We start from the raw sequence: 24,386 nt of genomic DNA on the forward strand, positions 1-24,386 counted from the left end.
AATTTATGTCCTTGGGATCGAGTCCCGTCTTATCGCAAGCTTTGCAGCCGATACACCCCGTCGGATGACTAAAACGACGGAAAGCAACAACTGGCCGCAAGTAGCGAGAGATCGCCACTCGACCCGCCGGTTTCAAGCCGGTTCAGGAAAAGCTGTCGTAGCCGGCGCGGCCTTCGTCCAGAAGCCGCCGGATCACTGCGACGCCGTGCGCAATATCGTCCCGCTGTCGCGGCTGCGAGATGCCAAACCGCACGCCGTGAAAGGCCTGGTCGGAACGTCCCGCCTTGAACTCGTCCTCGTCGTCGATGAGCACGCCATGTTCGAGGCAAGCCTGCTTGAAAGTGCCGGAAAGCCATGGGTCGGGCAAGGTGAGCCAGACGAACGGCACATTATCCAGCGCCTTGAACTCGAAGCCGTCGAGTGTCTCGCGCACGATCGCGATGCGTGCACCGATCTCGGCAATGCTGCGTTTGCGCATCTCAGCGGCCTGACCGGACAGCACCAGCCGGCTGCCCACCTCCGCCAGCAGAAAGGGCAGGCCGCCCGTCATCATCTTGTGGGCGACCCGGATGCGGTGACGATAGGCCGGCGGGCAAGCGAGCCACCCGCCGCGAACACCCGCCGCGACCGATTTCGAGAGGCCGCCGGCAACGATGGTCCGTTCGGGAGCATATTCGGCCAATAAAGGTGTCGGGTCGTCGGTCAGTCCGCCGTAGAGATCGTCCTCGATCAGGACGACGTTATATTGACGGGCGATACGCGCGATTGCCTCGCGGCGCGCGGCAGACAGCGTTGTCAGCGTCGGGTTCTTGGCCGTCGGCATCAAAAACATCATCTTCGGATGCTTTTGTGCGCAGACGCGCTCGAAATCCTCGGGATCGATGCCCTCGTCATCAGCCGCCACCAGCGCGGTCCGGCGACCGATCAGGCCGGCACTGCGGGAGATCTGCGAATAGGTGAGGTGTTCGAAGACGACATAGTCGCCGGGGGCGGTGAGCCCCGCAATGGTTGCCATCACCGCGGCGTGGGTGCCGAGCGTGGGAACGATTGCATCCGCCGCCGGGCGATAGGAATTGCGCGACAGCCAGCGCCTGCCGGCTTCGAACCAGCGGTCCGGGAAATCACGAGTATAGCTTGAAATCTCATGCGGATGGTCTTGCGCCGTGCGTGTCAACACGTCAGCGACGATGGCACCCTGGCCGACATCCGGTGCGGCCGTGCTATCGAAGCGCAGTTTGTCGCCGGGCGCATCCATATAGCGCGTGCCTTGTTCGACCGGCCCCAGGAAATCCGGCTTTGCGCTCTCCGACTGTTGAGCGATAACATAGGTTCCGCGGCCGACCTCGCCGCTGACCAATCCCCGCTCGCGCAGCAATTGATAGGCCCTGCCGACCGTGCCGACAGTCGTGCCGATGTCGTATGCCAAATCGCGCTGCGGCGGCAGCTTTGCCCCTGCACCGATCAGGCCGCGGTCGATGTCCGTCTCGATGGAATCGGCAAGCCGCTGATAGAGCGGGCCAGTGCCGGCTGTAAGGTCTGGAAGCCAAGTTGTCATGGTGACAATTTTTTACATTGCACCGAAATGAGAGTCAATACATATGAAGCGGGCTGTACAAAAGGGCACAATTGCAATCTTGGCAGAAAGAAAATGGGTACAATAGAGACAATCCGCTACGCGGCAGTTGAATTGCAGGTGCAGGTGGCGCGCCCGCCGGGCAGGCCGACCTATGTCAGTCGGCTGGTGCGTACGCTCAGATCCTTCGCGAGGTGGATCGACGGGTTAATGGATCGCCGGCGCAGCCGGCTGGTCCTGCTCGAGATGACTGACGACCAGCTCAAGGACATCGGTATCTCGCGTTGCGATGCCCATCGTGAGGGGCTGAGGGCGTTTTGGGACTGAGAGCAGCCGGATGCTCCGTCTCGAACGTCGCGTGGCATATCGGCGGTTAGACGAGAGCGTCAATATCGACATCGGAACCAACGCGATCTTCTTCATCACTGAGATACCATCCTCCTTCGTGCCCTCACAGCATTCGCTCGCGACGTCTCCAGTGAATAGGGGTATTGCTGAAAACAGCTAATTCCCTTATTTTGGGGATAACGAAGGAGATGACCGTGGCAAGTTTCACCCTCACAGATCTCGGCAACAAATCCGGCGAGGTTGTTGAGGCCGCGTTCCGCGGCCCTGTTGACATTACCAAGCGCGGCAAGCGCAAGTTCGTTCTCCTGACGGCAGAGCAGTTCGACCGCATCACCAGTCGCAGCGCGCAACGGGCACACCGCGTCGAGGATCTGTCGGCCGAGGAACGCGACAGGCTTCTAACCGGCCTCGACGCAGTCGCGCGAGATGATGTTCGGGATGACTGAACCCGGCCACGGACAGATCATTCTTATTCCTATTTGTGGGCAAGGGAATATGACCGGGGCGAGGAAAGCGGACGCAAGGCGCGGCCGACTTGCGTTATGCTGATCGTTGCCGGCAAGAATGGCCGCAAGCAGGCCCTGCTCTTTCCAATCACGAGCCAGCCGCCACGACCTGGCGCGCACTATGTTGAGATTCCTGAGACCGAGGCCCGCCGCGCCACCCTCTTTACCCCAGCCTGGGTTATCGTCGACGAATTCAACACCGATGATCTCGCGACGAGCTGGGCGCTCGAAGATGCCAAGCCGCTCGGCCAATTCACGCGCAAGTTCATGTCACGGATCGCTGGCGAAGCTGCTGCGGCGATCCGTGCAGGCGCCGCGCGAACCGTGCCAAGACGCTAAAGGCTGCCGCGGCGGGAGCGCATCATCGCGGATGAACGCCCGCCGCCCTGATCCGCGTGACACCGTGGTCCACAAGCACCGCCACGATGCACAGCATCAGAAAGAGCCCGGTGATGGCCAGAGCCGAGACGGCGACGCTGGTCGCGCCGTTCTTGGCGAGATCGAGGAACGGGTAGGGCACTTCACCGGCAATCGGCGCCCGCAGCAGCGCGTAGGCCAGATAGGCGATCGGATAGATCATCCACCAGGAGATGTCGCGCCACCGCGTCGAGCCGTCGGCGCCTGCCACAAGCCACCACAGCACGAACAACACCGGCGTCACATAGTGCAGGAGCACATCGCAGAGCAGGAACAGCCCTTGCGGCTGCCAAAGCTGCGCCAGGACCGTTGCATAAACGATGAGGACCAGCGTTATGGCGACGGCTACGCCCGCCCGCATCCGTGGCGCGGAAAAGGCCGGAAACCAGGCATAACCCGTCGACGACAGCAACGAGGCATGGACGAGCACCGCGCCGATGTTGGTGAGGATGGTGAAGAAGCTGAAATAGAAGACCAGCGAGCCGGCAAAGCCGCGGCCGGCTTCCATTGATGCCGGGACGGTGATGCAGAGCTGCAGGACGAGCCCGGCCAGGCCGACGACCAGACCGGTGATCTGCAGCACGCGACCCATTGGGCTAGGCAGCAGCGCCGCAGGCCGGATTGCCCGCCTGCCAGCGGGCAATGTCCGAGCCGATGCGGGCGCCGAGCGGTTCCGCCATCAATGGGCCGAACACGTCGACGCGGCTCGAATTGCCTTGCGCCTGCACGACCAGCAACGGCTTTCCACCATAATGTTTGGCCGGCACCAGCAGGAAGCGCGGCGTGCCGCTGAACGAATTCAGCTCGTTGGCCATCTGGTAAGATTTGAAGGCAGGGTCCTTGCTGGCGATCCAGCATTTGTGGGCAGCTATTGCCACCTGCTCCATGGCAAGCAGTGACGCACTCTTGCCCGCCGGCGCCGGCGCGCTCTTCGGGCCTGACTGGCAGGAGGCGAGTACAAGCCCGGCTGCAGTAGCGACGGCGAGGCGCGTGGTCGTCGGTCTCATGTTCAAGCGGCGCCCATCTCGAGTTCGGACAGAAAGATCTTCAGACCGTCTGTCATCTCACCCCAGACGCGCGACAGCGCCGGATGCTGCAAGGCTATTTGCTCGTAGGCATCGAATTTCGGATAGGCGTCAAGCAAATCGGGGCGGCCCATCGTTGTCCTGAAATTGTTGAAGACGAAGCGGGTCGGCGTCAACCACGCATCGGCAAAGGAGATGTCGTCGCCGAGCGCGAACGGGCCATGCGCCATGCGGGCCTCGATTGCCGCAAGCCCGTGATGCAATCGGGCGAACTGTGCCTTGATCTCCGCCTCGTTGCGCTGCGGCACGAAATGGAGCTCGAACAGCTTCATCGTCGGGGCGAGCACGTCGAGGTCGGTGATGCGCGCGAACATGCGCACCAGCGCCCGGTCCTTCGAGTCCCTCGGCAGCAGCGCCGGCTCGGGAAAGCGCTCCTCCAGATATTCGGCGATGACCACCGATTCGACGATCGTTTCGCCGGAGCCGGTGATCAGCACCGGAATCCGGTTCAACGGCGAGATGGCACGAAACGCCTCCGGGATGGGAAACCCCGGCGGCGGTGCAATGAGCTTGAGCGGCACGTTCTTGATGTAGGCCAACGCCCGCACGATCGACGAATAGGGCGACAACGGCCGCGAATAGAGTTTCATGACCGTGGCTCCAGGAGGAAAATTGAAGGCATCAAGCAGCGATGCCCAGCGCGCTTTCGAACAGCGCCCGGCCGTCGCTGCCGCCATGCGCCGCTTCGATCAGGTTCTCGGGATGCGGCATCAGGCCGAGCACGTTGCCGCGGCCGTTGACGATGCCGGCAATGTCGTTGATCGAGCCGTTGGGATTGGTGCCTTCGGCATAGCGGAACACCACCTGGCCTTCGCCTTCGAGGCGGGCCAGCGTTTCGGCATCGGCAAAATAATTGCCGTCATGGTGCGCCACCGGCGCCCGGATGATCTGGCCCGGCTGGTAGCGGCGGGTGAACATCGTGTTGGCATTGGCGATCTGCAGCTTCACCTGACGGCAGACGAATTTCAGCGAGGTATTGCGCATCAATGCGCCCGGCAGCAAGCCGGCCTCGACCAGGATTTGGAAGCCGTTGCAGACGCCGATGACCGTGACGCCCTTGGCCGCCTTTTCGGCCACAGCCCGCATTACTGGCATGCGCGCGGCAATGGCGCCGCAGCGCAGATAATCGCCGAACGAAAAGCCGCCGGGAATGGCGATCAGGTCGACATCGGGAATTTCGGTGTCGGTCTGCCAGACGGTGACCGGCGGCGTGCCGGAAATCTTGGTCAGCGCCGCGATCATGTCGCGGTCGCGATTGAGGCCTGGGAGCAGGACGACGGCTGATTTCACCTCAGGCGATCTCCACCGCGTAATTCTCAATCACTGTATTCGCCAGAAGCTTGTCGCACATGGCTTTCAGATCGGCCTCGGCCTTGGCGCTGTCGCTCTCGGCCAATTCGACGTCGAAAACCTTGCCTTGCCGCACCTGGCCGACGCCGCCGAAACCCATTCCGGACAGCGCGTGCTCGATTGCCTTGCCTTGTGGGTCTAGCACGCCGTTCTTGAGGGTTACGGTAATGCGGGCCTTGATCACGCTGGACATGCTCCTGTTCACCTGTTGAGCGGGCAAGCCGTCAGTGCGGCTTACCTTTGACACCGTCGGTCGATGCGACGAGCACCGGCCCGGCCGGACGCGGTGGCTCGTTCTCGTTCATGATGCCGAGACGGCGGGCAACTTCCTGATAAGCCTCGACCAGCCCGCCCATGTCGCGGCGGAAGCGGTCCTTGTCGAGCTTGTCCTGCGTCGCCACGTCCCACAGCCGGCAGGAATCCGGCGAGATCTCGTCGGCAACGACGATGCGCATCATGTCGCCTTCGAACAGGCGGCCGCATTCGATCTTGAAATCGACGAGCTGGATGCCGACACCCATGAACAGGCCGGAAAGGAAGTCGTTGACGCGAATGGCCAGCGCCATGACATCGTCGATCTCCTGCGGGCTCGCCCAGCCGAAGGCGGTGATGTGCTCTTCCGAGACCATCGGATCGTCGAGCGCATCGGCCTTGTAATAGAATTCGATGATCGAGCGCGGCAGCACGGTGCCTTCCTCGATGCCCAGGCGCTTGGCCAGCGAGCCGGCGGCGACGTTGCGCACCACCACTTCGAGCGGGATGATCTCGACTTCCTTGATCAACTGCTCGCGCATGTTGAGCCGGCGGATGAAGTGGGTCGGAATGCCCATCCGGTTGAGATGGTTGAAGATGTGCTCGGAAATGCGGTTGTTGAGCACGCCTTTGCCATCGACGATTTCATGCTTCTTCTTGTTGAAAGCGGTAGCGTCGTCCTTGAAGAACTGGATCAGCGTGCCAGGCTCCGGTCCCTCATAAAGGATCTTGGCCTTGCCTTCATAAATGCGGCGGCGATTTTTCATCTGATTTTTCTCTGGATTTGCGGGCAGGCGGCAAGCGACCAGTTCCTGTCCGTCTGCCTAAAATAAGATGGCGACGGTGGGGTTCAATGCCGGTGTCTATCCCAATCGCACTGTTTGCTCAATCGGCAAATCCTTTCAATCAACCGCTTTCGGGCACCGAAATGCCGCAGCGCAGCAAGCAATGTAGCATATTGACCGGCCGGCGCCCTTTTGGTTTGTGCTCCGGCAACACATATTGGCACAACGAATCGGATTTCACGGAGGGATGCCATGAGCAGCATGAAAGACCGCGAAGAGGGCTTTGAGCGCAAATTCGCATTCGACGAGGAACTTCGGTTCAAGGCTGCGGCACGCCGCAACAGAGCGCTCGGCCTGTGGGCTGCCGAAAAGCTCGGCAAGTCCGGCGCCGATGCCGACGCTTATGCCAGGGAAGTGGTCGTCAGCGACATCGAGGAAGCCGGCGATCACGACGTTTTCCGCAAGATACGCAAGGATTTCGATGCGGCCGGCATCGACCAGTCGGACCATCAGATCCGCCGCACCATGGATGAATTGATGGCGCAGGCGATCGAGCAGATCAAGAACACCTGATCCCCATCGATACTCTTCGAATGCTGGACCAATCGACCGCCCGGCCTCACCGGGCGGTTTTTCTTTGCCTTTGCGGTCATTTCCGGCTGAATTGCTGCAAGCAAAGAGGAAATCGCCAATGTCCCTGAAGTCACGCCTTGCGGCCGACGAGACGCTGTTCACCGCATGGTCCGGCGTGCCGGATGCCTTGACGGTCGAGATACTGGCCAGGCAAGGGTTCGACGCGGTTACGCTCGATATGCAGCATGGTGGGCATCACGAGGATAGCGTGCTGCGCGGGCTTGTGCCGGTGCTGGCCGCCAACAAGCCGGCTTTGGTACGCATCCCGGTCGGCCGCTTCGACATGGCCAGCCGTGCGCTTGACTTCGGCGCCGAGGCGGTGATCGCCCCGATGGTGAATTCGGTGGCGGACGCAAAGCTGTTTGCTGCCGCAATGAAATACCCGCCACTCGGCGAGCGCTCCTGGGGCCCGACCTATGCTTTTCCGCGCCATGGCAAGGGCGACTATGCCGACTGGCTGCGCGATAGCAACCAGCGCACCATGGCGTTCGCCATGGTCGAAACGCGGGCCGCGCTTGATGCACTCGACGGCATCCTCGACACGCCGGGCATCGACGGTATCTTCCTTGGCCCGTCGGATTTCTCGATCGCCTGGTCGCAGGGCACCACCGTCAGTTCGACGCTGGAGAGCATGATGGGGACCGTCGCCTCGATCGCCGAGCGCACCCGCAAAGCCGGCAAGCATGCGGCGATCTATGTGATGGAACCGGCCATCGCCGGTCGCGTGGTGTCGATGGGTTACCGGCTGCTGGCGATGGGTTCCGAGCATTCGCTGATTTCGCTTGGGGCAAAGACCCTGCTGAGCAGCGTCAGGGATTCGATCGCTTCCTAGAGCAATTCCAGAAAAGTGTGAAACGGTTTTCCGTCCGGAATTGCGTCAAAACAAAGAGATAGAGCGGTTCGCCGTTTCCGTGAAGCGGTGAACCGCTCTAGAGATCCGTCAGGAATTTTGCGAACGTCATCGAGCCTTCAGGCCAGGGGCCGAAGCCGGAATCCGCGTTGAGATGACCGGCATCCCCGGCGTCGATGAACAGCGAGCCCCACGCCCCGGCAATGTCCTCGGCGACGCCGAAGGCGCAGAACGGGTCGTTGCGGCTGGCGATCACCACCGACGGAAACGGCAGCGGGTCGCGCGGATAGGGGCCGAAGGTCATCAGGTGCCTCGGCTTTATCTCTGGATTGGCGACATCGGGCGGCGCCACGAAGAAAGCGCCGGCGACCGGCCTCTCGAACCGAGGCAATGCTTGAATGACCGCCGCGACGCCAAGCGAATGGGCGACGATGACGACCGGCCGCTCGGCCTCGTTAACCGCCTTGGCGACACCGGCCGTCCAATCCTCGCGCACCGGCTTCGACCATTCCGCCTGTTCGACGCGGCGCGCTGTCGATAGTTTCGACTGCCAGCGGCTCTGCCAATGATCGGGGCCGGAATTGGTGTAGCCCGGCACGATGAGAATATCTGCTTCCCTGACTTTCATGGCGCGCATGTAGCGAGAGGCGCTGTCGGGTGCAACCGGGTATGAACTCAACAGCGACACGCAAACGGCCGCTCACGAGCCCGGTTCTGCTCGCTATTGTGAACACCCTGTTCGCTTCTTGCGCTCTTGTGTGAACGATCGCGATCAACGATCTGTCGCCAGGAAAGAATGGCTGTTCCGAGATTTTGGCACGGACATGGCGTAGAATGATTGATGGCGCCGGATTGCTCTGTTGGAAGCTTGTCGAGCGCCGCCTGAACGGAGCACTTTGATGAGCGAACTGCCTTTTGCCGCGACGACCCCGGTCAGCGTTGCCCGCGTCGGCTTGCGGGCGCGCGATGCAGACAATCTCGCTGCCTACTATCGCAAAGTCGTCGGTTTGCAGGAACTGAGCCGCGCCGGCGGCACGATTACGCTCGGCGCAGTCAATCGCCCTTTGCTCGACATCGAAGCGGATCCGGCCGCGAAACCCGATGACCCGCGCAGCGCCGGTCTTTTCCACACCGCCTTCCTGCTACCCAGCCGGGCCGATCTCGGCCGCTGGATCAATCACGCCATCGCCGGCAAGATCGGCATCGAGGGCGCATCCGATCATCTGGTCAGCGAGGCTCTTTACCTAACCGATCCGGAAGGCAACGGCATCGAGATCTATGCCGACCGCCGTCCGCAGGACTGGAAATGGAACGGTGACAAGATAGCGATGGCGACGGAGCGGCTGAACATTCCGTCGGTCGTTGCCGAGGTGCCGGCCGGCGACACCGGCTGGCAGGGCGCGCCGGAAAACAGCATTATCGGCCACGTCCATTTGCGGGTCGGCAGGCCGGAAGAAGCCGAAGCATGGTGGCATCAGGAGTTCGGTTTCGACACAGTGGCAAAGTACGGTGGCGCGGCGGTGTTCCTGTCGTCCGGCGGCTATCATCACCACATTGGCGCAAATGCGTGGCAGAGCGCGGGCGCCGGTCGCCGCGATCCCGCCCGCTCCGGCTTGGCCTGGGTCGAGATGCGCTCGGACAATGCCGCAAGCGAGACCACCCGCGAGGATCCGTGGGGCACGGTAATAAGGACGGTTCCCGGTAAGGCGTAGGTTAGAGGTTCGCTTTTTCGAGCAAGCGGCCAAGCATGAGCAGGCCCGCTGGCCATACGCCCAGGCGGGCCTCGTTTCCCATATGGCCGAGATCGCCGGCATCGGCGATATCCGCGCCCCAGGCTGCGGCAAAAGCGGTCGCCTTGTCGAAGGTGACGCGTGGGTCGCTGCGGCTCGCCACCACCAATGTCGGGAAGGGCAGGCGCTTCAGCGGCATCGGCGCGAACGGGCGCACCGCGTCGAATGAGGGATCGGCATCGTCGACATTGGTCGCGGCAACCAGGAATGCCGCCGCGACCTTGTCGAGTTGGCCTTGACTGGCCCCAGCAGCCCACTTCACCGCCGTCGCCACCGCCAGCGAATGCGCAAGCAGCACGACGCGGCGCGGAGCGGCGGCCACCGCGGCATCCACCTGGCCGATCCAGTCTTCAGGCTTTGGCCGGTCCCACTCGGCCTGCAGCACGCGGTTCGAATTGGGGAACACCCGGCACCAATGCGACATCCAATGATCCGGCCCGGAATTGCCGCGCCCGGGCAGGGCGAGGAAATCGAAATCTCCGGCCGACGAAATCATCAGGCTTCTCCAAACACTCGGCTAAAGATCGTATCGACGTGCTTGGTATGATAGCCCAAGTCGAATTTCTCGCGGATCTCGGCCTCGGGCAAGGCTGCGACAACATCCTTGTCGGCCAAAAGTTCCTCAAGAAAATCAGCGCCTTGCTCCCATACCTTCATGGCGTTGCGCTGCACCAGCCGGTAGGCGTCCTCGCGCGAAACACCGGCTTGCGTCAGCGCCAGCAGCACGCGCTGCGAATGCACAAGGCCACGGAATTTGTTCATGTTCTTCAGCATGTTGTCGGGGTAGACCAGCAGTTTGTCGACGACGCTGGTCAGGCGTGAGAGCGCGAAATCGAGCGTCACCGTCGCGTCGGGCCCGATCATGCGCTCGACCGAGGAATGCGAGATGTCGCGCTCGTGCCACAGCGCCACATTCTCCATTGCCGGCAATGCGAAGGAGCGCACCATGCGGGCAAGGCCGGTGAGGTTCTCGGTCAGCACCGGGTTGCGCTTGTGCGGCATCGCCGACGAGCCCTTCTGTCCGGGTGAAAAGTACTCTTCTGCTTCAAGTACCTCGGTGCGCTGCAGATGGCGCACCTCGATCGCCAGCCGCTCGATCGACGAGGCGATCACGCCGAGCGTGGCGAAGAACATCGCGTGGCGGTCGCGCGGGATCACCTGCGTCGACACCGGCTCCGGCTTCAGTCCGAGTTTCTTGGCCACGTATTCTTCGACATAAGGGTCGATATTGGCGAAGGTGCCGACCGCACCAGAGATGGCGCAGGTGGCGATGTCCTCGCGTGCATGCACCAGCCTCTCGCGGCAACGCGAGAATTCGGCATAGGCCTGCGCCAGCTTGACGCCGAAGGTGGTCGGCTCGGCATGGATGCCGTGGCTGCGGCCGATGGTGATGGTGTCCTTGTGCTCGAAGGCGCGGCGCTTGAGCGCCGCCAGCAGCCCGTCAATGTCGGCCAGCAGGATGTCGCTGGCGCGGGTGAGCAGCACGGCAAAACAGGTGTCGAGAACGTCGGAGGATGTCATGCCCTGGTGGATGAAGCGGGCATCCGGCCCGACGAATTCGGCAAGATGGGTGAGAAAGGCGATGACGTCATGCTTGGTGACCCGCTCGATCTCGTCGATGGCGTCGACGTCGAACTTCGCCGCTCCGCCTTTCTCCCAGATGGTCTTGGCGGCCTCCTTCGGGATGACGCCGAGCTCGGCCAATGCGTCGCAGGCGTAGGCCTCGATCTCGAACCAGATGCGGAACCGGGTTTCGGGCGACCAGATGGCCACCATTTCCGGCCGGGAGTAGCGAGGGATCATCAGTCGGTCCTGACTTGCGAGAGCATTTGCCCGCGTCCTATCAGAGGCAGGCAAAATGCTCAACGTTGCTGGCGCGCAAACCAGACACTGGCGACAGCGAGCGCAATGAAACCGAGCGGAAAATACAGCCGGATGCCAAGGACGACGAACTGATAGAGCGCCGTCAACATCGTGAACACGAACTGGAAAACCCAGGTGATGGTGAGCGCGGGTGCATGCCATTGGACGTAGTAGGAGCGGTATTGCAGCCCAAAGAGGCCGCCGGTGAAGGTAATTGTCGCGGCGAGAAGGCAGACGAAGGCGGCGGCGACGGCGATTTCCCAGTGGCGTCCGAGCGAGACGAGCCGCGCCATAAACAGCCCAACCGGGAAGGCCAGCGCGCCGCCGGCAGCATAAAGCAGCGAGACGAAGCGGATCTTTACCGGGGTCTCCCAATCGTACAACAGCAGATTGAGCAGCGCGCTGGCGCCCATCGCCATGGCCCACAACAAGGCACCGGCAAATGCCGTGCGCAGCGGCGGCAAGGAGCGGCGGAGACGATGCAGGGCGCGATAGCGCATGGCGGGGAACGTCACAGGCGACCGGTTACCGCGATCCAGCGATAGTCCGGCCCTTCGAAGCCGTATTGGCGCACCGCGATCAGCACGGCATAGGTGCTGACGCTATCCAGCGAAAATGTCTGAACCGCGCCGATCTGGTACCCATTCGGACAGCCTCTGCTTTGCGGGATCGATTTGTCCTCGTGAATGATCCTCGTCTGGCCGCCATCCTTCGCCTCGATGCGCAGCAGGCGAAAGCCATTGATCTCGCCCTGGCTCTGGCAGCGTTCGGTGTCGTTCATGCCGATCTGGTCGAGCCGGAACTCGAGCGGATCGTCGACCGGCGAGAAGATCGGGCGCGGATTGACCACCATGCGGAAGGGATCGGCAGAAAGCTCGGTCACCGGGTTGAAGCCGGCGGTGATGCCGCGATTTGCCGTGAGTTCCGCCTGACTGACGATCGCTTCGCCCCTTTGCCGGGCCTGCAGCCGCGCTGCGGCCACCGTGGCATTCTCGTCGTCGAGCCGGACACGTATCGGCGAGCCCTTCAGGAAACTGTCGTCGGCCGTGTCGATATAATAGCGGTTGGCATAGGGAAATCCCGATCCGTCCTGGACGCCATATTCCTCGAAGGCAAAGACCCCGCCATCACGGCTGAAGCCGAGGACATCAAGCTCGGCGACATCGCCTGCGTGGGCGGCGACCAAAGTTGCAAGCTGGGCAAGCAGGCAGACGGCAAACAGGGCAAGATTTCGCATGGGGCTTTCCATTCCGGCAGTCGATGCCGTTAAATTCCCTATCACGATGCATTGATTCAAAATGTTTAGAGCGTCCTTTGCGCGTCCAAAAGGACGCGCGGCGCTCTAAGGGAGTCCCCCATGACAGATGCAGCCAAGATTCGCGAACGTATGGAAGTGATCGGCGCCGACGGCGTCCATGTCGGTACCGTCGACAAGGTTGACGGAGATCGCATAAAGCTGACCAAGCGCGACAGCGGCGAGGGCGCTCACAGGGGCCATCACCACTTCATTCCTCTCAGCCTTGTCGCCGAGGTCGAGGGCCAGAAGGTGCGGCTGTCGGCAAACTCGGATGTTGCGGTCACGTTCGAGGAAGAAAAATCCGAACCCACCTGATCATAATCCAGTCTGATTACGGCTCACCCGAATGAGCGTTGCGCGTTCAGCGCGACGACCAGACCGGGAACAGATCGCCCTCGGCCGGCGTCGCGGCAAAGACGCCGCGGCTGATGGCGCGCGCCATCGTGGCGCCGGCCGCGGCGTAGAGATCGACGGCATCGTTGGGTGCGAGCTCGATGCCGCTCTTGCCCGTTGCCAGCGCGAAGACCAGATCGCCGTCTGCGGGCGTATGCGTCGGCCAAATGGCACGGACAAAGCCGTCATGCGCCGATATCGCCAGGCGTTTGGCGGCGGCCTTCGTGAGTACCGCATCGGTGGCGATCACGGCGATGGTCGTGTTGGCGCCGGTTTCCGCCTGCTCTGCCGCATGCTTGTCACGGAACTTCAGCAGGACCTTTCTGGCATCGTCAGGCATCGGGTAGGGATAGCCTAACCCGCCGAACTCGTCGCCGATCTCGAACGGCGCCGCCCAGAAATGGCGGGTCCCGGCGACCGTCACCGAGCCGGTCGGGTTGACGGCGGCGAGCGCGCCGATGGTGACGCCGCTGTCCAGCGCCGTCGAGGCCGAGCCGAGCCCGCCCTTCAGGCCGGAGCTCAGCGCGCCGGCACCCGCGCCGGCGGTGCCGAGCGCAAAGTCGATCGCGGCGGCTTGCGCGGCTTCGTAGCCGAGGTCGCGGTAAGGCGGATACCGGCCCCAATCCTTGTCGCCGCCATTGCGCAGATCGAACAGGATCGCCGCCGGCACGATCGGCACGCGAAAGCCGCCAACCTCGACGCCGATGCCTCTTTCGCGCAACGCCGCCTGCACCCCCGACGCGGCGTCGAGGCCAAAGGCCGAACCGCCGGAAAGCACCACGGCATGGATGGCGTGGATCGAATTGTGCGGCTCGAGCAGGTCGGTTTCGCGGGTGCCTGGCGCACCGCCCAGGATTTGCACGCCGGCCACGGCCGGTTCGTCGCAGATGACGGTGGTCACACCGGATTTCAGCTTCGCATTCGCCGCATTGCCGACACGCAGGCCGGCGACGTCGGTGATGAGATTGCGCGGACCCGTACGGAACATCCCCGTGCTGGACATCATTGGCTCTCCGCCGGCACGAAACGGCCGCCGTCGAAACGGTAGGCTCGATAAGGATTTTGCGTCAGGTCACCTTTTTCGTCAAAGCGGATCGGTCCGATCGCCGTGGTGAAGTCATGCGCGGTCAGCACGTTGGCTAGCCTCTCGCCGGAGCTTTGCGGCAATGCTGAAGCCGCCTTGGCGATCTCGACCGCGGCATAGGCGGGAAGCGTGTAACCTTCCGGCACGATATTTTGTCCGGCAAAGCTCTGCAACACCTTGGGGTCGGCGACATCGGCCCATTCGGGCGGCGCGATCATCAGCGTGCCGACGGCATAAGGCACGTCACCGAGCGGCGCGCGCAACGCTTCGCCGCCGGCAAACACCATGCCGGTATTTAGCTGGCCAGCATCCCGGCCCATAATGGCGATATCATCGCCGTCGCCGCCGGCAAAGACATGCGTTGCGCCGGCTTTCTTCAGCCGGCCGATCAGGCCGATCTGGTTGTCGAGCTGCGGCCGGAACGTGTCGACGAACACCGGCTTCAGAGCCGCTTGCTCGGCGGCTGCCCGAAACGTCTCGGCCATTTCGCGGCCATAGATCGTGCCGTCGTCGACTATGGCGAACAGCTCGGTCTGCCATAGGCGGGTGAGGATGGCAGCGACGGCATTGCGCTCGTCGTCGCCGCGCGGCCCGAGACGATAGATCGGCCATCCGGTCTTGGCGCGCCGGTCGGTCAGGCTTTCCGTGCGAACGCCGACGGTGATCACCGGTATGCCGGCATCCTTGAGGATCGGCAGAGCCGCCTCGATTGCGTCGGTGCACAAAAACCCGATGACGACGTTGACCTTGGCCGCGGTGAACTCCCGCGCGGCGGCGGCGCCACCGTCGGCCGTGCAGGCGTCATCGATCGTCTTGATTTCGGCATCGTTCGCTTCAGCCGCCATTGTCGCGCCGGCCTCGATCTGTTTGCCGAGGATCGCCGACGGCCCCGACAAAGGTGCCGCGACGCCGACCAGCAGCGTCTCGGCATTTGCACTGCAGGCGACCGAGAGCCAGGCCAGCACCGCTATCGTGGTTGTCCAAGGTCGCATGCGAGCGAAGAATTCCTCCACGCCGGTCGCGTGGTTGCCGGCGCCAATGCCGTCAAGACCTAAAGGCTGGCCAGCTTTGGCGCAACACGCGAATTCGGGATATAGGTCAAGCACTTCGCTTGTGGCCTGCAATATCCCCCCATATATAACGGTTGGTTCTGACTAGTGGAAAATCATCGGTGCTGAAGAAGAATGACATCGGGCCGCAGGCCTACCGCGACGCGATGGCCCATTTTGCTGGCCATGTGCATGTAGTCACCACCGATGGCCCTGCCGGCAGGCGCGGGGCGACGGTGATCGCGGCCTGCTCGGTGTCGGACACGCCGCCAACCATCCTGGTTTGCCTCAATCGTGAAAATCCCAAGAACGAGCCGTTCGTGGAAAACGGCAAATTTGCCCTGAACACGCTGGCTTCGGATCAGGAGCCGCTGTCGATCGGCTTTTCCGGCATCACCGGCCTGCCGGTCGAGGAGCGTTTCGCGTTGGCCGAATGGGATGTGATCTCGACCGGTGCGCCGACGTTGAAGGGCGCGCTCGCCGTCTTCGACTGCGAGCTGATCGACACCAAGGATCTGGCCACCCACCGTGTGCTTTTTGGCAAGGTGACAGGTTTGCGCGTCGGCGATAATTTGCGGCCGCTGATTTATCACAACCGCGGCTATCACGCTCTGTAGAGGCTTTTAGATGGCCGCGCCCGCGGAGACAGAATGACCGAGTTGAAAACCGCGTCCGGCGCCGCGGACGATCGACGAGACGCTCGATCCGGTTGACCCGTGCGGATTGTGTGGCGGACCGGTCGCTGGCGACCGTGTTGTTTTTATGCGTTCGGTCAACCCGCGGCGGTGGATCGAGGCTGGCGTGAAGCGCGTCGCATAACCACATGTCTGCCAGGGAGAAATCATGGAACACAGTATCTATCTCGATGAGGCTCGCGACCCGCTGATCATCGCGGAGGGCTGGATGAAGGACGGCAAGGATGTCGCCATTGCCACCGTGGTCGAGACCTGGGGCTCGGCGCCGCGCCCGGTCGGCAGCCACCTGGTCATCGACGCCGAAGGCAATTTCCACGGCTCCGTCTCGGGCGGCTGCGTCGAAGGCGCCGTAGTCACCGAGGCGGTCGAGGTTATCGATAGCGGCAAGGCCAAAATGCTCGAATTCGGCGTCGCAGACGAGACCGCCTGGCAAGTCGGCCTGTCCTGCGGCGGCCGCATCAAGGTCTATGTTGAAAGATTGGGCTGATTCTCGATGGATCCTTACGCGCTGAAGACACTCAACGCCGAACGTCGTGCCCGCCGCGCGGCGATTTTGGTAACCGATCTTGGCGACGGCCGCGACCGTATCGTGCGCGAGAGCGACCAGGTTGCCGGCGAACTCGGGGCGGCCGTCGCCAAGGCATTTCGCACGGGCAATTCCGGTTCGGTCGAAGCTGAGGGACGGACCTTCTTCCTCAACGCACATCTGCCGCAGCCGCGCCTGGTAGTGATCGGCGCCGTCCACATCAGCCAGGCGCTGGCACCGATGGCCAGGATCGCCGGCTATCCCGTAGAGATCATCGACCCGCGCACGGCGTTTGCCACGTCCGACCGCTTTCCCGATATCGCGCTACATGCCGAATGGCCGGAGGATGTGCTGAATCGCCAGCCGCTCGACGGCTATACGGCGCTGGCTGCCCTCACTCATGATCCGAAGATCGACGATTTCGCGCTGAAGGCGGCGCTCGACGCCGGCTGCTTTTATGTCGGCGCGCTCGGCAGCCGCAAGACCCACGCCAAACGTGTGGAACGCCTGCTGGCTTCGGGAGCGACCGCCGACCAGATCGCCCGCATTCATGCCCCGATCGGCCTCGACATTGGGGCTGCCAGCCCGGCCGAGATCGCCGTCGCGGTGTTGGCGCAAGCGATCCACGCCTTTCGCTCCCGTGGTCTCGAATCCAAAGGCGCGGTCGCGTGAAATTTGGTCCCGTTGCGATCGATACGGCCGAAGGGGCAGTGCTTGCGCACGCCACCACGGTCGGAGAGCGCCGCTTCCGCAAGGCGCACAGGCTAAGCGCCGGGGATGTGTCCCTGTTGAAGGCCGCTGGCGTTTCCGAGGTCGTAGCGGCGGTGTTGGCGCCCGATGATCTCAGCGAGGACGTCGCTGCCGAAAAGATCGCCGCATCCATGATCCATCGCAACATCGAGGCGAGGCCCGCCGCGACAGGTAGGGTCAACCTCCACGCGCAGGCTGCCGGCATGTTCACCGTCGACGCGGCGATGATCGACGCCATCAACGCCGTCGATCCGACGATCACCATCGCCACGCTGGCGCAGCATGCGCCGGTCGAAAAAGGTCAGATGGTAGCAACGGTGAAGATCATCCCATTTGCGGTCGCCTCCGCTTTGGTCGATGCCCTGGCAAGGATCTGCGCCGGCGGCGAGATATTTGCGGTCAACGCCTATCAGCCGGTGCGCGTCGGCGTCATCCAGACGGTGCTGCCCGGCATCAAACCCAGCGTGCTCGACAAGACGCTGCGCGTCACCGAAGCGCGCCTGGCGCGTTCGGGCGGCAGGCTGACGGCGGAGCGTCGAACCCCGCATGAAATTATCCCCGTCGCCGACGCTGTGGCCTCGCTGATCCGCGACAACGATATGGTGGTTATCTTCGGCGCCTCGGCGATGGCCGATTTCGGCGACGTCGTTCCTGCTGCGATCGAAAGGGCGGGCGGCACTGTCATCCGCGCCGGTATGCCGGTCGATCCCGGCAATCTATTGGTGCTCGGCACACTCGGCGGCAAGCGCATCATCGGTGCGCCGGGCTGCGCCCGCAGTCCCAAGGAGAACGGCTTCGACTGGGTGCTCGACCGGCTGATCGCCGGTCTCGACGTGACCGCCAGGGATATTGCCGGCATGGGTGTCGGCGGGCTGTTGATGGAAATTCCGACGCGGCCGCAACCGCGCGAGCCGTTGCCGGCCAAAGCCGAACCAAAGATCGAGATCGTGCTTCTGGCCGCCGGCCGCTCCAGCCGCATGGGCGGGCCGAACAAGCTCTTGGCACTGTTCGATGGCAAGCCCCTGGTCCGCCGCACCGCCGAACGCGCGGTCGGTTCGAAAGCCGCGGCCACCATCGTCGTCACCGGCCACCAGAGCGAGCGCGTGCGCAGTGCACTGTCTGGCCTCGATGTGACCTTCGCCGACAATCCGGATTTCGCCGAGGGTCTGTCTTCGTCGCTGAAGGCCGGCATCGCCAAGATTTCCGGCGACGCCGCCGGCGCCATGATTGTCCTCGGCGATATGCCCGGCGTCGCCTCGGCCGACCTCGACAGGCTGATCGAGGCGTTCCGCAGGTCCGAAGGCCGATCAGTGGTGCGGGCCTCGCACGATGGGCGGCGCGGCAATCCGGTGCTGCTGCCGCGTTCGCTGTTTGCCGCGATCGCTCACCTCGAAGGCGATACCGGCGCCCGCCATCTGGTCGAGGCCGAAGGGCTCGACGTCATCGATGTCGAGATCGGCGAAGGGGCAGCCGTCGACGTCGACACGCGCGAGGCGCTGGAAGGCGCCGGCGGCGTGCTGCAGGATTGACAAACCGAAGCCGAAAAACGCATGGCTGAGGGATGGCCTTTCGTTCCTGCTTCCGGTTCCGCTTGCCCCCCTCTGGCCTCCCGGCCCTGCTGATGGCGATTCTTTTGCAGCTCTTTTGTGTCGCCTACGCCAACGCTCTCGAACTCAAACCCTTCAAGGACGATCTGTTCGCCTATCCGGTCACACTCTCGTCCGAGAGCAACGGCGCCTATACGGTCGTCGATTATCGTGAGCTGCGCGACATCAACGCTCGTGACGAAGTGCCTGAGCGTCGTGTGCACGCGCAATACACCGACACCGGCGTGCGTAAGGTGCAGCAGGATCTATTGCTGCCGACCGATGCAGGCGATGTCCGCCACATTGCCGTCGGCAAGACCGGGGGCGCCAGCATCATCGTGCTTTATCTGCACGGGCAGGGCGGCAGCCGTAAGCAGGGTGCTGACGATTTCACTTTCGGCGGCAATTTCAACCGTATCAAGAACCTGATGGCCGGTAATGGCGGCCTCTATCTGTCGCCGGATTTTTCCGATTTCGGCGACACCGGTGCCGCCCAGATCGCCGCATTGATCGGCCACTATGCCGAACAGTCGCCGCGCGCAAAAATCTTCGTCGCCTGCGGCTCTATGGGCGGCGCGTTGTGCTGGAAGCTGGCAGGCCGCAAGGACTCCGGCGGGCGCATCGACGGGCTGCTGCTGCTCGGCTCGCTGTGGGACGAGAGTTTCTTCTCAAGCTCCGCATTCAAGCGCCGTGTGCCGGTCTTCTTCGGCCAGGGCAGCAAGGACCCGGTGTTTCCAATCGAGAAACAGGAAGCCTTCTTCCGATCGATTCTGGGCAAATCGAAAGCCTACCCGACCCGCTTTGTCCGCTTCGAGACCGGCACACATGGCACGCCGATCCGCATGACCGACTGGCGGGGCACACTCAACTGGATGTTATCGAAGGTCCCTTAGGGCGCGGTGTTGTAGTCGAGCACGGTCTGCGGGTTGATCTCGCCGTCATAAGAGGCATCGACCTCATACTGCACCAGCGAGAAATTGCCGTGGCGAAACAGGTAGGTGCCGGCCGACGAGGCGTCGCCGACGCCGCGCCACTTGTTCAAGGATGAAATCGTTTTGGTGGCCTCGTCATATTCGGAGTTGACCAACTGGTCGTCAGTCTGGAAGCCGATGATGTTGATGCCCTCGACCTTGCCTTCGCTATTGTTGTTCTCATAGCGAATATCGAGTTCCGGTGACGCGAATTGTAATTGCCGGACGCCCGATACGTCGTCGTAGATGTAATAGACTGCGCTCTCATTGTAGGCGGCCATCGAGCAGAAAAAGCGAAACAGCCGTGTCTCGCGTTCGGGCTCGTTTTCGGCCGCCCCCGCATCCTTGTAGCGGAGCGAGTAGGCGTCCGGCTCTCCTCGCGGATCGCCGCCGGGCATGTCCTTGTCGCACTGGTCGCCATAAGTCGCGGCAAACGCCTTGTTGGCCTGCTCAAGCGCTGCGTCCTTCTTCGGCGGCGGCGGTCCTTCGCCGCAGCTTGCCGGCCCGGCATCTTCGAAATCGGCCTTTGAGGGTTTCAGCGCACCCTTGTCGATGAAGATTGCGCGAAATGGCGGTTCCTGGATCGAGGCGTTGATCTGGCGCAGCGTATAGCAGCCGGCAAAGACATTCTCGCTGCCGTCCTTGGCCGTCGCCCGGATGGCGACCGGAACGCTGTAGTAGATGCTGCCGGCAGCCCCGTCTTCGGATACGCCACCGGTTTTGACTTCGACCGTGTCCGTGCCGTCATAGCCTTTGACGAAGGAATTGAAATCCTTGGCCGGCTTGGTGTCGCCGAAATAGTCCCAGGCGCGCGCGAATTCGTGCCGGCTGATGGCACTATAAAGCGACCGGATGACCGCTTCGGCATTCGACCTGTCGTCTATGTAAGGCGCGTCGGCGGCGAGCACCGGTTGGCTGGTAGCGGCAAGGGAGAAAAAAGCGGTCGCTGCGAACAAGGCGCGTCTCATCGGGAACCTCCACTCGATGAAATCCTATCATATCGATTGCGGCGGCGTGGTGACGCTTGAACAATCGCCTGCGAAAGCGCTACCTCTCGCCGTGGGCAGTCGGGCCGCGTGGAGATTTCTTGTGACCATATCAATGTATGAAGCATCCGTGCCGGTATTTTCGGCGAGGCTGAAGGCACTAGCCAATGTGCTGAACATTGCCGAGCAAAATGCGGCTGATCGCAAGATCGATCCGCAGGTGTATCTGACGGCGAGGCTGGCGCCGGACATGTTTGCGCTGACCAGGCAGGTACAGATTGCCACCGATCACGCCAAAGGCGCGCCGTCGCGGCTTGCCGGGCGCGAGGTGCCAAAATATGAGGACAATGAGGCGAGCTTCGCTGATCTGCAGGCCCGCCTTGCCAAGACATTGGCTCATCTCGCGACATTTTCGGCGGCCGAATTCGATGGTTCAGATGACAGGATGATCGAACTGCCGCTTGCGGGACGCGAGGTTTCGATGCCGGGAATGCAGTATCTGCTGCATGCCGCCATGCCCAATTTCTATTTCCACCTGACCACCGCCTATGACATCCTGCGTCACAACGGCGTGCCATTGGGCAAGTCGATTTTCCTCGGATTGCGTTGAGATTCGCTCGGGATATATCCCGGCCGCGCCGGGATATCTCGCGGCGCGCTGTTTAGCGTAGGGACATTTCCCGGGCGATGCGCGGGAAATCGGCCGGCTTGACGCCGATATCGGCGCGATCGGCATTGCTCATCGAATGGAGCAGCGCCAGCGCGGCTCGATAGCGCAGCTGTTCCCGCGGACGCGGACGGGCGAACATTTCAGTGAAGAATCCCATGATTCAAGCCCCTTATTGAACCTCCACGGCCGTCAATATAGGCAGATCATGACAATTGTGCAGTGCAGCATTCGCATGGCAGCCATGCTGCCCTGATCTTTTTTGACATAATTCGGCTGTTCCGGCGAAACTTCTGCGATGCTTCGACCGTAGGCCTCAGTGCCGGCACTTGGCCGGTTTTCCTCGCCATTCCTGGCGAACTTCCGGACTGCATTCACATGCAGTCCGGCTTTTTTGTTAGCCGCACGAAAAAAAGTCCGTTTGCCGGCATCCTGGGAAAGTCGCCGGGCCTGCCGTCGGTGGGCTTGGAAGCGGGCGGCGCTTTCCTGTATGCTATTGCTTCCTCCTCGCGCAGCCGCGCAAAATTCCCGCCGGAGAAACTCCATGCACAAACGCCGTCTCGGCCAGACCGATCTTTTCGTGTCGCAAATCTGCCTCGGATCGATGACCTGGGGCCAGCAGAACACCGAGGCGGATGGTCACGCCCAGATGGATCTGGCGTTTGCTCGCGGTGTCAATTTCATCGACACCGCCGAACTCTATCCGATCCCGCCCAAGGCGGAGACACAAGGCCGTACCGAGACATTCATCGGCAATTGGATGAAGGAGAGGCGCAATCGCGACCAGGTGATCATCGCCTCGAAGGTAGTTGGTCGCACCGCCAACAGTTGGTTTCGCGGCGACCGCCCGTCTAAGCTGGTGCGCGCCGATATCTTCGACGCTATCGATAAGTCACTTGCCAGGCTCAACACCGATTACATCGACCTCTATCAGATCCATTGGCCGGAACGCGACGTGCCGTGGGGCGCCAATCCGAACCGCATCGGCGCCGTACCGCGACGCTCCGATGCCGCCGGCGTGCCGGAAGGCGAGACGCCGATCGCCGAGACGCTTGCCGTATTTGATGAACTGGTGAAGGCCGGCAAGATCCGCCATTTCGGCCTGTCGAACGAGAATTCCTGGGGCGTCATGCGTTTCATCGCCGAAGCCGACAAGGGCCTCGGCCCGCGCGTCGCCTCGCTGCAGAACGCCTATAATTTCGTCAATCGCACCTTCGAGGTGAACCTTGCCGAAGTCTGCGAGCGCGAGCAGGTGTCGCTGCTTGCCTATTCGCCGCTGGCGCAAGGCTATTTGACCGGCAAATACGATCATGGCGCGCGGCCGCAGGGCTCGCGCTCGCAGTTGTTCAACCGCGGCCAGCGCTACGAGACGCCGAATGCTGCCGAGGTGCAGCTCGAATACAACCGGTTGGCGCGCACCTTCGGCATGGAGCCGGCGCTGTTTGCCAATGCCTATGTCTCGAACCGGCCCTTGGTCACCTCGAACATCATCGGCGCCACCACCATTTCGCAACTCGAAATGGCGCTCTCTTCCGCCGACGTGGTCTGGACCGAGGACATGCAGAAAGCCGTTGATGCGATCCACCAGCGCGTCGGCAATCCGTGCCCTTGATGCGTCGGGACGCGGTTGTCCGATCGTCATAAGGAGAGGGGAACAGCCATGGACTTCCGGATCGACGCGGTGCGCGCGAAATTTCCGGCCTTGTCGCTGACCGACAAGGGCCGCCGGCGCATCTATCTCGACAATCCTGCCGGCACGCAGGTGCCGCAGTCGGTGGGGGACGCAGTATCGCGTTGCTTGCTGACCACGAATGCCAACCTCGGCGGCTTCTTCGAGACCACCGTTGCAGCACAAGACATCGGGGACGAGGCCCATCTGGCGATGGCGGATTTTCTCGGCGCTGCGAGCCCGCAGGAAATTATCATCGGTGCCAACATGACGACATTGACCTACCACATGTCGCGAACGCTCGGCCGCACGGTGAAGCCCGGGGACGAGATCATCCTCACCCGCATGGACCATGAGGGCAACGTCTCACCCTGGCTGCAACTGGCCGAAGACCTTGGCCTTGTGGTGCGCTGGCTGCCTTTCGACCAGCAGAGCTGGCAGATCGAGGAGGCGGCGCTCGCCGCGCTGCTTTCCGAGAGGACGCGGCTCGTCGCGCTCAACTACGCCAGCAATCTCACCGGGTCGATCAACCGGGTGAAGGCGTTGACCGGCATCGCCAGGCGGGCTGGTGCGTTGGTCTACGTCGATGCCGTCCAGTTCGCGCCGCATGGCCTGATCGACGTCCAAAACCTCGGCTGCGATTTCCTGATCTGCTCGGCTTACAAGTTCTTCGGCCCTCATATGGGAATTTTGTGGGGCAGGCTGGACGTTATCGATGCGCTTAAGCCGTATAAATGCCGTTGCTCGTCCAATGCCTTGCCGGAGCGCTTCGAGCTCGGCACGCCGCAAATTGAATTGATGGCCGGCCTGTCGGCGGCTGTCGATTATTTTGCCGAGTTGGGCGCGGCAGCCGGCGCGCAAGGATCGCGTCGGCTGAAAATCGCCAAGGCCTTCGAAGTTTCAATCGCTTACGAGAACCCGCTGGCGCAACAGCTGATCGACGGTCTGTCGGATATTGCCGGCCTGACCATCCACGGCATCACCGATCCGAAGCGGATCAATGAGCGTGTGCCGACGGTGTCGTTCACTGTCGAAGGCATCGTGCCGGAGACGATCGTGCGGCAGATGAATGCCGAAAACATCTTCCTGTGGTCCGGCCACAACTACGCCTGGGAGATCGTCCACCAGCTCGGCATTCCGGCCGAGCAGGGGGTGGTGCGCATCGGAATCGCTCATTACAACACTTCAGCCGAAATCGACGAGACGCTGGAGAGCGTGCACCGCGTTGTCGCCATGCTGAGGCAGGAACGATCCTGAGCGG

General features: G+C 62.4%; 32 protein-coding genes. 15 read left to right on the plus strand and 17 right to left on the minus strand.

Features of this window, described 5'->3' with window-relative positions:
- Window positions 1-142 precede the first annotated feature (142 nt).
- Entirely contained in the window at window positions 143-1,555 is a 1,413-nt protein-coding gene (locus NKI58_RS28120) for an aminotransferase-like domain-containing protein (RefSeq protein WP_352788515.1), read from the minus strand.
- Window positions 1,556-1,648: 93 nt separating this feature from the next.
- Between NKI58_RS28120 and NKI58_RS28125 the strand changes: the two genes are divergently transcribed.
- From NKI58_RS28125 to NKI58_RS28135, 3 genes are all read left to right on the plus strand, one after another.
- The gene (locus tag NKI58_RS28125; protein ID WP_023674717.1) at window positions 1,649-1,900 is read left to right on the plus strand and encodes a DUF1127 domain-containing protein; all 252 of its coding nucleotides are present in this window, start codon (window positions 1,649-1,651) and stop codon (window positions 1,898-1,900) included.
- 164 nt (window positions 1,901-2,064) lie between these two features.
- Window positions 2,065-2,367, plus strand: a complete 303-nt coding sequence (locus NKI58_RS28130; RefSeq protein ID WP_352570851.1) for a type II toxin-antitoxin system prevent-host-death family antitoxin — start codon at window positions 2,065-2,067, stop codon at window positions 2,365-2,367.
- A 96-nt stretch (window positions 2,368-2,463) separates the two neighbouring features.
- Entirely contained in the window at window positions 2,464-2,766 is a 303-nt protein-coding gene (locus tag NKI58_RS28135) for a hypothetical protein (protein ID WP_245274623.1), read from the plus strand.
- Window positions 2,767-2,788: 22 nt separating this feature from the next.
- On the opposite strand, the gene NKI58_RS28140 is transcribed toward NKI58_RS28135, so the two are convergent.
- From NKI58_RS28140 to purC, 6 genes are read right to left on the minus strand one after another with little or no spacing between them, the layout of a single operon-like run.
- Entirely contained in the window at window positions 2,789-3,436 is a 648-nt protein-coding gene (locus NKI58_RS28140) for a Pr6Pr family membrane protein (protein WP_352457782.1), read from the minus strand.
- A gap of 4 nt (window positions 3,437-3,440) precedes the next feature.
- Window positions 3,441-3,851 (minus strand): hypothetical protein, encoded by a 411-nt coding sequence (locus NKI58_RS28145; protein ID WP_352457781.1) that lies wholly within the window; start codon window positions 3,849-3,851, stop codon window positions 3,441-3,443.
- Window positions 3,852-3,853: 2 nt separating this feature from the next.
- Entirely contained in the window at window positions 3,854-4,519 is a 666-nt protein-coding gene (locus NKI58_RS28150) for a glutathione S-transferase family protein (RefSeq protein WP_352457780.1), read from the minus strand.
- Between the two features lie 31 nt (window positions 4,520-4,550).
- Entirely contained in the window at window positions 4,551-5,219 is a 669-nt protein-coding gene (gene purQ, locus NKI58_RS28155) for a phosphoribosylformylglycinamidine synthase subunit PurQ (RefSeq protein ID WP_023674723.1), read from the minus strand.
- A 1-nt stretch (window position 5,220) separates the two neighbouring features.
- The gene (gene purS, locus NKI58_RS28160; protein ID WP_023674724.1) at window positions 5,221-5,463 is read right to left on the minus strand and encodes a phosphoribosylformylglycinamidine synthase subunit PurS; all 243 of its coding nucleotides are present in this window, start codon (window positions 5,461-5,463) and stop codon (window positions 5,221-5,223) included.
- A 40-nt stretch (window positions 5,464-5,503) separates the two neighbouring features.
- Window positions 5,504-6,298, minus strand: coding sequence for a phosphoribosylaminoimidazolesuccinocarboxamide synthase (purC, locus tag NKI58_RS28165; protein WP_023674725.1), 795 nt, complete (start codon window positions 6,296-6,298; stop codon window positions 5,504-5,506).
- Between the two features lie 270 nt (window positions 6,299-6,568).
- Between purC and NKI58_RS28170 the strand changes: the two genes are divergently transcribed.
- Complete coding sequence (locus NKI58_RS28170) at window positions 6,569-6,889, plus strand: DUF1476 domain-containing protein (RefSeq protein WP_023674726.1); 321 nt, start codon at window positions 6,569-6,571, stop codon at window positions 6,887-6,889.
- A 118-nt stretch (window positions 6,890-7,007) separates the two neighbouring features.
- Window positions 7,008-7,781 (plus strand): HpcH/HpaI aldolase family protein, encoded by a 774-nt coding sequence (locus NKI58_RS28175; protein ID WP_352623638.1) that lies wholly within the window; start codon window positions 7,008-7,010, stop codon window positions 7,779-7,781.
- Window positions 7,782-7,878: 97 nt separating this feature from the next.
- Here NKI58_RS28175 and NKI58_RS28180 read toward each other — a convergent pair whose 3' ends face one another.
- Entirely contained in the window at window positions 7,879-8,427 is a 549-nt protein-coding gene (locus tag NKI58_RS28180; RefSeq protein ID WP_023674728.1) for an RBBP9/YdeN family alpha/beta hydrolase, read from the minus strand.
- A gap of 271 nt (window positions 8,428-8,698) precedes the next feature.
- On the opposite strand from NKI58_RS28180, the gene NKI58_RS28185 reads away from it, so the two are divergent.
- Window positions 8,699-9,511, plus strand: coding sequence for a VOC family protein (locus NKI58_RS28185; RefSeq protein ID WP_352590699.1), 813 nt, complete (start codon window positions 8,699-8,701; stop codon window positions 9,509-9,511).
- A 1-nt stretch (window position 9,512) separates the two neighbouring features.
- Here the strand turns inward: NKI58_RS28185 and NKI58_RS28190 are convergent, their stop codons facing one another.
- The 4 genes from NKI58_RS28190 to NKI58_RS28205 are packed head-to-tail and all read right to left on the minus strand — an operon-like array spanning window position 9,513 to window position 12,689.
- The gene (locus NKI58_RS28190; RefSeq protein ID WP_352788525.1) at window positions 9,513-10,085 is read right to left on the minus strand and encodes an RBBP9/YdeN family alpha/beta hydrolase; all 573 of its coding nucleotides are present in this window, start codon (window positions 10,083-10,085) and stop codon (window positions 9,513-9,515) included.
- The gene (gene purB, locus NKI58_RS28195; protein ID WP_352788527.1) at window positions 10,085-11,392 is read right to left on the minus strand and encodes an adenylosuccinate lyase; all 1,308 of its coding nucleotides are present in this window, start codon (window positions 11,390-11,392) and stop codon (window positions 10,085-10,087) included. Before purB ends, NKI58_RS28190 begins: the two co-directional genes overlap by 1 nt.
- A gap of 59 nt (window positions 11,393-11,451) precedes the next feature.
- Window positions 11,452-11,952 (minus strand): hypothetical protein, encoded by a 501-nt coding sequence (locus tag NKI58_RS28200; RefSeq protein ID WP_352590708.1) that lies wholly within the window; start codon window positions 11,950-11,952, stop codon window positions 11,452-11,454.
- Between the two features lie 11 nt (window positions 11,953-11,963).
- Window positions 11,964-12,689 carry a DUF2259 domain-containing protein gene (locus NKI58_RS28205; RefSeq protein WP_352646818.1) on the minus strand — a complete coding sequence of 242 codons (726 nt, stop codon included), beginning with the start codon at window positions 12,687-12,689 and terminating at the stop codon, window positions 11,964-11,966.
- Window positions 12,690-12,809: 120 nt separating this feature from the next.
- Between NKI58_RS28205 and NKI58_RS28210 the strand changes: the two genes are divergently transcribed.
- Entirely contained in the window at window positions 12,810-13,064 is a 255-nt protein-coding gene (locus NKI58_RS28210) for a DUF2171 domain-containing protein (RefSeq protein ID WP_023674734.1), read from the plus strand.
- 46 nt (window positions 13,065-13,110) lie between these two features.
- On the opposite strand, the gene NKI58_RS28215 is transcribed toward NKI58_RS28210, so the two are convergent.
- Together NKI58_RS28215 and NKI58_RS28220 are read right to left on the minus strand one after the other, a co-directional pair.
- On the minus strand, window positions 13,111-14,130 hold the full coding sequence (locus NKI58_RS28215) for a P1 family peptidase (protein ID WP_352637860.1): 1,020 nt from the start codon (window positions 14,128-14,130) through the stop codon (window positions 13,111-13,113).
- Window positions 14,131-14,144: 14 nt separating this feature from the next.
- Window positions 14,145-15,218: a branched-chain amino acid ABC transporter substrate-binding protein gene (locus NKI58_RS28220; RefSeq protein ID WP_352637839.1), complete on the minus strand. Its 1,074-nt coding sequence runs from the start codon at window positions 15,216-15,218 to the stop codon at window positions 14,145-14,147.
- 179 nt (window positions 15,219-15,397) lie between these two features.
- Here NKI58_RS28220 and NKI58_RS28225 point away from each other — a divergent pair, with 179 nt between their 5' ends.
- The 5 genes from NKI58_RS28225 (at window position 15,398) to NKI58_RS28245 (ending at window position 19,725) form a co-directional block, all read left to right on the plus strand.
- The gene (locus tag NKI58_RS28225) at window positions 15,398-15,892 is read left to right on the plus strand and encodes a flavin reductase (protein WP_352637840.1); all 495 of its coding nucleotides are present in this window, start codon (window positions 15,398-15,400) and stop codon (window positions 15,890-15,892) included.
- A gap of 226 nt (window positions 15,893-16,118) precedes the next feature.
- Window positions 16,119-16,457 (plus strand): XdhC family protein, encoded by a 339-nt coding sequence (locus NKI58_RS28230; RefSeq protein ID WP_352637841.1) that lies wholly within the window; start codon window positions 16,119-16,121, stop codon window positions 16,455-16,457.
- Between the two features lie 6 nt (window positions 16,458-16,463).
- Window positions 16,464-17,168: an XdhC family protein gene (locus NKI58_RS28235; RefSeq protein WP_352637842.1), complete on the plus strand. Its 705-nt coding sequence runs from the start codon at window positions 16,464-16,466 to the stop codon at window positions 17,166-17,168.
- Complete coding sequence (locus NKI58_RS28240; protein ID WP_352788533.1) at window positions 17,165-18,775, plus strand: NTP transferase domain-containing protein; 1,611 nt, start codon at window positions 17,165-17,167, stop codon at window positions 18,773-18,775. Before NKI58_RS28235 ends, NKI58_RS28240 begins: the two co-directional genes overlap by 4 nt.
- A gap of 92 nt (window positions 18,776-18,867) precedes the next feature.
- Complete coding sequence (locus NKI58_RS28245; RefSeq protein WP_023674741.1) at window positions 18,868-19,725, plus strand: alpha/beta hydrolase; 858 nt, start codon at window positions 18,868-18,870, stop codon at window positions 19,723-19,725.
- Here NKI58_RS28245 and NKI58_RS28250 read toward each other — a convergent pair.
- Entirely contained in the window at window positions 19,722-20,771 is a 1,050-nt protein-coding gene (locus tag NKI58_RS28250; protein WP_023674742.1) for a DUF1176 domain-containing protein, read from the minus strand. The two genes, NKI58_RS28245 and NKI58_RS28250, sit on opposite strands and share 4 nt — an antisense overlap.
- A 121-nt stretch (window positions 20,772-20,892) precedes the next feature.
- On the opposite strand from NKI58_RS28250, the gene NKI58_RS28255 reads away from it, so the two are divergent.
- Window positions 20,893-21,399 carry a DUF1993 domain-containing protein gene (locus NKI58_RS28255; RefSeq protein WP_352828272.1) on the plus strand — a complete coding sequence of 169 codons (507 nt, stop codon included), beginning with the start codon at window positions 20,893-20,895 and terminating at the stop codon, window positions 21,397-21,399.
- Between the two features lie 52 nt (window positions 21,400-21,451).
- Here NKI58_RS28255 and NKI58_RS28260 read toward each other — a convergent pair whose 3' ends face one another.
- Together NKI58_RS28260 and NKI58_RS28265 are read right to left on the minus strand one after the other, a co-directional pair.
- Window positions 21,452-21,616, minus strand: coding sequence for a hypothetical protein (locus NKI58_RS28260; RefSeq protein WP_023674744.1), 165 nt, complete (start codon window positions 21,614-21,616; stop codon window positions 21,452-21,454).
- A gap of 32 nt (window positions 21,617-21,648) precedes the next feature.
- Entirely contained in the window at window positions 21,649-22,002 is a 354-nt protein-coding gene (locus NKI58_RS28265) for a hypothetical protein (protein ID WP_352570860.1), read from the minus strand.
- On the opposite strand from NKI58_RS28265, the gene NKI58_RS28270 reads away from it, so the two are divergent.
- Together NKI58_RS28270 and NKI58_RS28275 are read left to right on the plus strand one after the other, a co-directional pair.
- Window positions 22,001-23,068 (plus strand): aldo/keto reductase, encoded by a 1,068-nt coding sequence (locus NKI58_RS28270; RefSeq protein ID WP_352788538.1) that lies wholly within the window; start codon window positions 22,001-22,003, stop codon window positions 23,066-23,068. The two genes, NKI58_RS28265 and NKI58_RS28270, sit on opposite strands and share 2 nt — an antisense overlap.
- 48 nt (window positions 23,069-23,116) lie before the next feature.
- The gene (locus NKI58_RS28275; RefSeq protein WP_352788541.1) at window positions 23,117-24,382 is read left to right on the plus strand and encodes a cysteine desulfurase-like protein; all 1,266 of its coding nucleotides are present in this window, start codon (window positions 23,117-23,119) and stop codon (window positions 24,380-24,382) included.
- Window positions 24,383-24,386 lie beyond the last annotated feature (4 nt).

The organism is Mesorhizobium sp. M0522 (genome assembly GCF_040321085.1).
In the GTDB taxonomy this organism is placed as follows: domain Bacteria; phylum Pseudomonadota; class Alphaproteobacteria; order Rhizobiales; family Rhizobiaceae; genus Mesorhizobium.

What these genes read in the sequence shown, in the direction of transcription:
- NKI58_RS28210 (WP_023674734.1), top strand. Translation starts at nt 12,810, where the DNA reads ATGACAGATGCAGCCAAGATTCGCGAACGTATGGAAGTGATCGGCGCC.
- NKI58_RS28200 (WP_352590708.1), bottom strand. Translation starts at nt 11,952, where the DNA reads ATGCGCTATCGCGCCCTGCATCGTCTCCGCCGCTCCTTGCCGCCGCTG.
- NKI58_RS28245 (WP_023674741.1), top strand. Translation starts at nt 18,868, where the DNA reads ATGGCGATTCTTTTGCAGCTCTTTTGTGTCGCCTACGCCAACGCTCTC.
- NKI58_RS28215 (WP_352637860.1), bottom strand. Translation starts at nt 14,130, where the DNA reads ATGTTCCGTACGGGTCCGCGCAATCTCATCACCGACGTCGCCGGCCTG.
- purB (WP_352788527.1), bottom strand. Translation starts at nt 11,392, where the DNA reads ATGATCCCTCGCTACTCCCGGCCGGAAATGGTGGCCATCTGGTCGCCC.
- NKI58_RS28175 (WP_352623638.1), top strand. Translation starts at nt 7,008, where the DNA reads ATGTCCCTGAAGTCACGCCTTGCGGCCGACGAGACGCTGTTCACCGCA.
- NKI58_RS28190 (WP_352788525.1), bottom strand. Translation starts at nt 10,085, where the DNA reads ATGATTTCGTCGGCCGGAGATTTCGATTTCCTCGCCCTGCCCGGGCGC.
- NKI58_RS28180 (WP_023674728.1), bottom strand. Translation starts at nt 8,427, where the DNA reads ATGAAAGTCAGGGAAGCAGATATTCTCATCGTGCCGGGCTACACCAAT.
- NKI58_RS28170 (WP_023674726.1), top strand. Translation starts at nt 6,569, where the DNA reads ATGAGCAGCATGAAAGACCGCGAAGAGGGCTTTGAGCGCAAATTCGCA.
- NKI58_RS28260 (WP_023674744.1), bottom strand. Translation starts at nt 21,616, where the DNA reads ATGGGATTCTTCACTGAAATGTTCGCCCGTCCGCGTCCGCGGGAACAG.
- NKI58_RS28265 (WP_352570860.1), bottom strand. Translation starts at nt 22,002, where the DNA reads ATGGAGTTTCTCCGGCGGGAATTTTGCGCGGCTGCGCGAGGAGGAAGC.
- NKI58_RS28120 (WP_352788515.1), bottom strand. Translation starts at nt 1,555, where the DNA reads ATGACAACTTGGCTTCCAGACCTTACAGCCGGCACTGGCCCGCTCTAT.
- NKI58_RS28150 (WP_352457780.1), bottom strand. Translation starts at nt 4,519, where the DNA reads ATGAAACTCTATTCGCGGCCGTTGTCGCCCTATTCGTCGATCGTGCGG.
- NKI58_RS28230 (WP_352637841.1), top strand. Translation starts at nt 16,119, where the DNA reads ATGGAACACAGTATCTATCTCGATGAGGCTCGCGACCCGCTGATCATC.
- NKI58_RS28220 (WP_352637839.1), bottom strand. Translation starts at nt 15,218, where the DNA reads ATGCGACCTTGGACAACCACGATAGCGGTGCTGGCCTGGCTCTCGGTC.
- NKI58_RS28135 (WP_245274623.1), top strand. Translation starts at nt 2,464, where the DNA reads ATGCTGATCGTTGCCGGCAAGAATGGCCGCAAGCAGGCCCTGCTCTTT.
- NKI58_RS28205 (WP_352646818.1), bottom strand. Translation starts at nt 12,689, where the DNA reads ATGCGAAATCTTGCCCTGTTTGCCGTCTGCCTGCTTGCCCAGCTTGCA.
- NKI58_RS28145 (WP_352457781.1), bottom strand. Translation starts at nt 3,851, where the DNA reads ATGAGACCGACGACCACGCGCCTCGCCGTCGCTACTGCAGCCGGGCTT.
- NKI58_RS28250 (WP_023674742.1), bottom strand. Translation starts at nt 20,771, where the DNA reads ATGAGACGCGCCTTGTTCGCAGCGACCGCTTTTTTCTCCCTTGCCGCT.
- NKI58_RS28235 (WP_352637842.1), top strand. Translation starts at nt 16,464, where the DNA reads ATGGATCCTTACGCGCTGAAGACACTCAACGCCGAACGTCGTGCCCGC.
- NKI58_RS28275 (WP_352788541.1), top strand. Translation starts at nt 23,117, where the DNA reads ATGGACTTCCGGATCGACGCGGTGCGCGCGAAATTTCCGGCCTTGTCG.
- NKI58_RS28140 (WP_352457782.1), bottom strand. Translation starts at nt 3,436, where the DNA reads ATGGGTCGCGTGCTGCAGATCACCGGTCTGGTCGTCGGCCTGGCCGGG.
- NKI58_RS28270 (WP_352788538.1), top strand. Translation starts at nt 22,001, where the DNA reads ATGCACAAACGCCGTCTCGGCCAGACCGATCTTTTCGTGTCGCAAATC.
- purC (WP_023674725.1), bottom strand. Translation starts at nt 6,298, where the DNA reads ATGAAAAATCGCCGCCGCATTTATGAAGGCAAGGCCAAGATCCTTTAT.
- NKI58_RS28125 (WP_023674717.1), top strand. Translation starts at nt 1,649, where the DNA reads ATGGGTACAATAGAGACAATCCGCTACGCGGCAGTTGAATTGCAGGTG.
- NKI58_RS28185 (WP_352590699.1), top strand. Translation starts at nt 8,699, where the DNA reads ATGAGCGAACTGCCTTTTGCCGCGACGACCCCGGTCAGCGTTGCCCGC.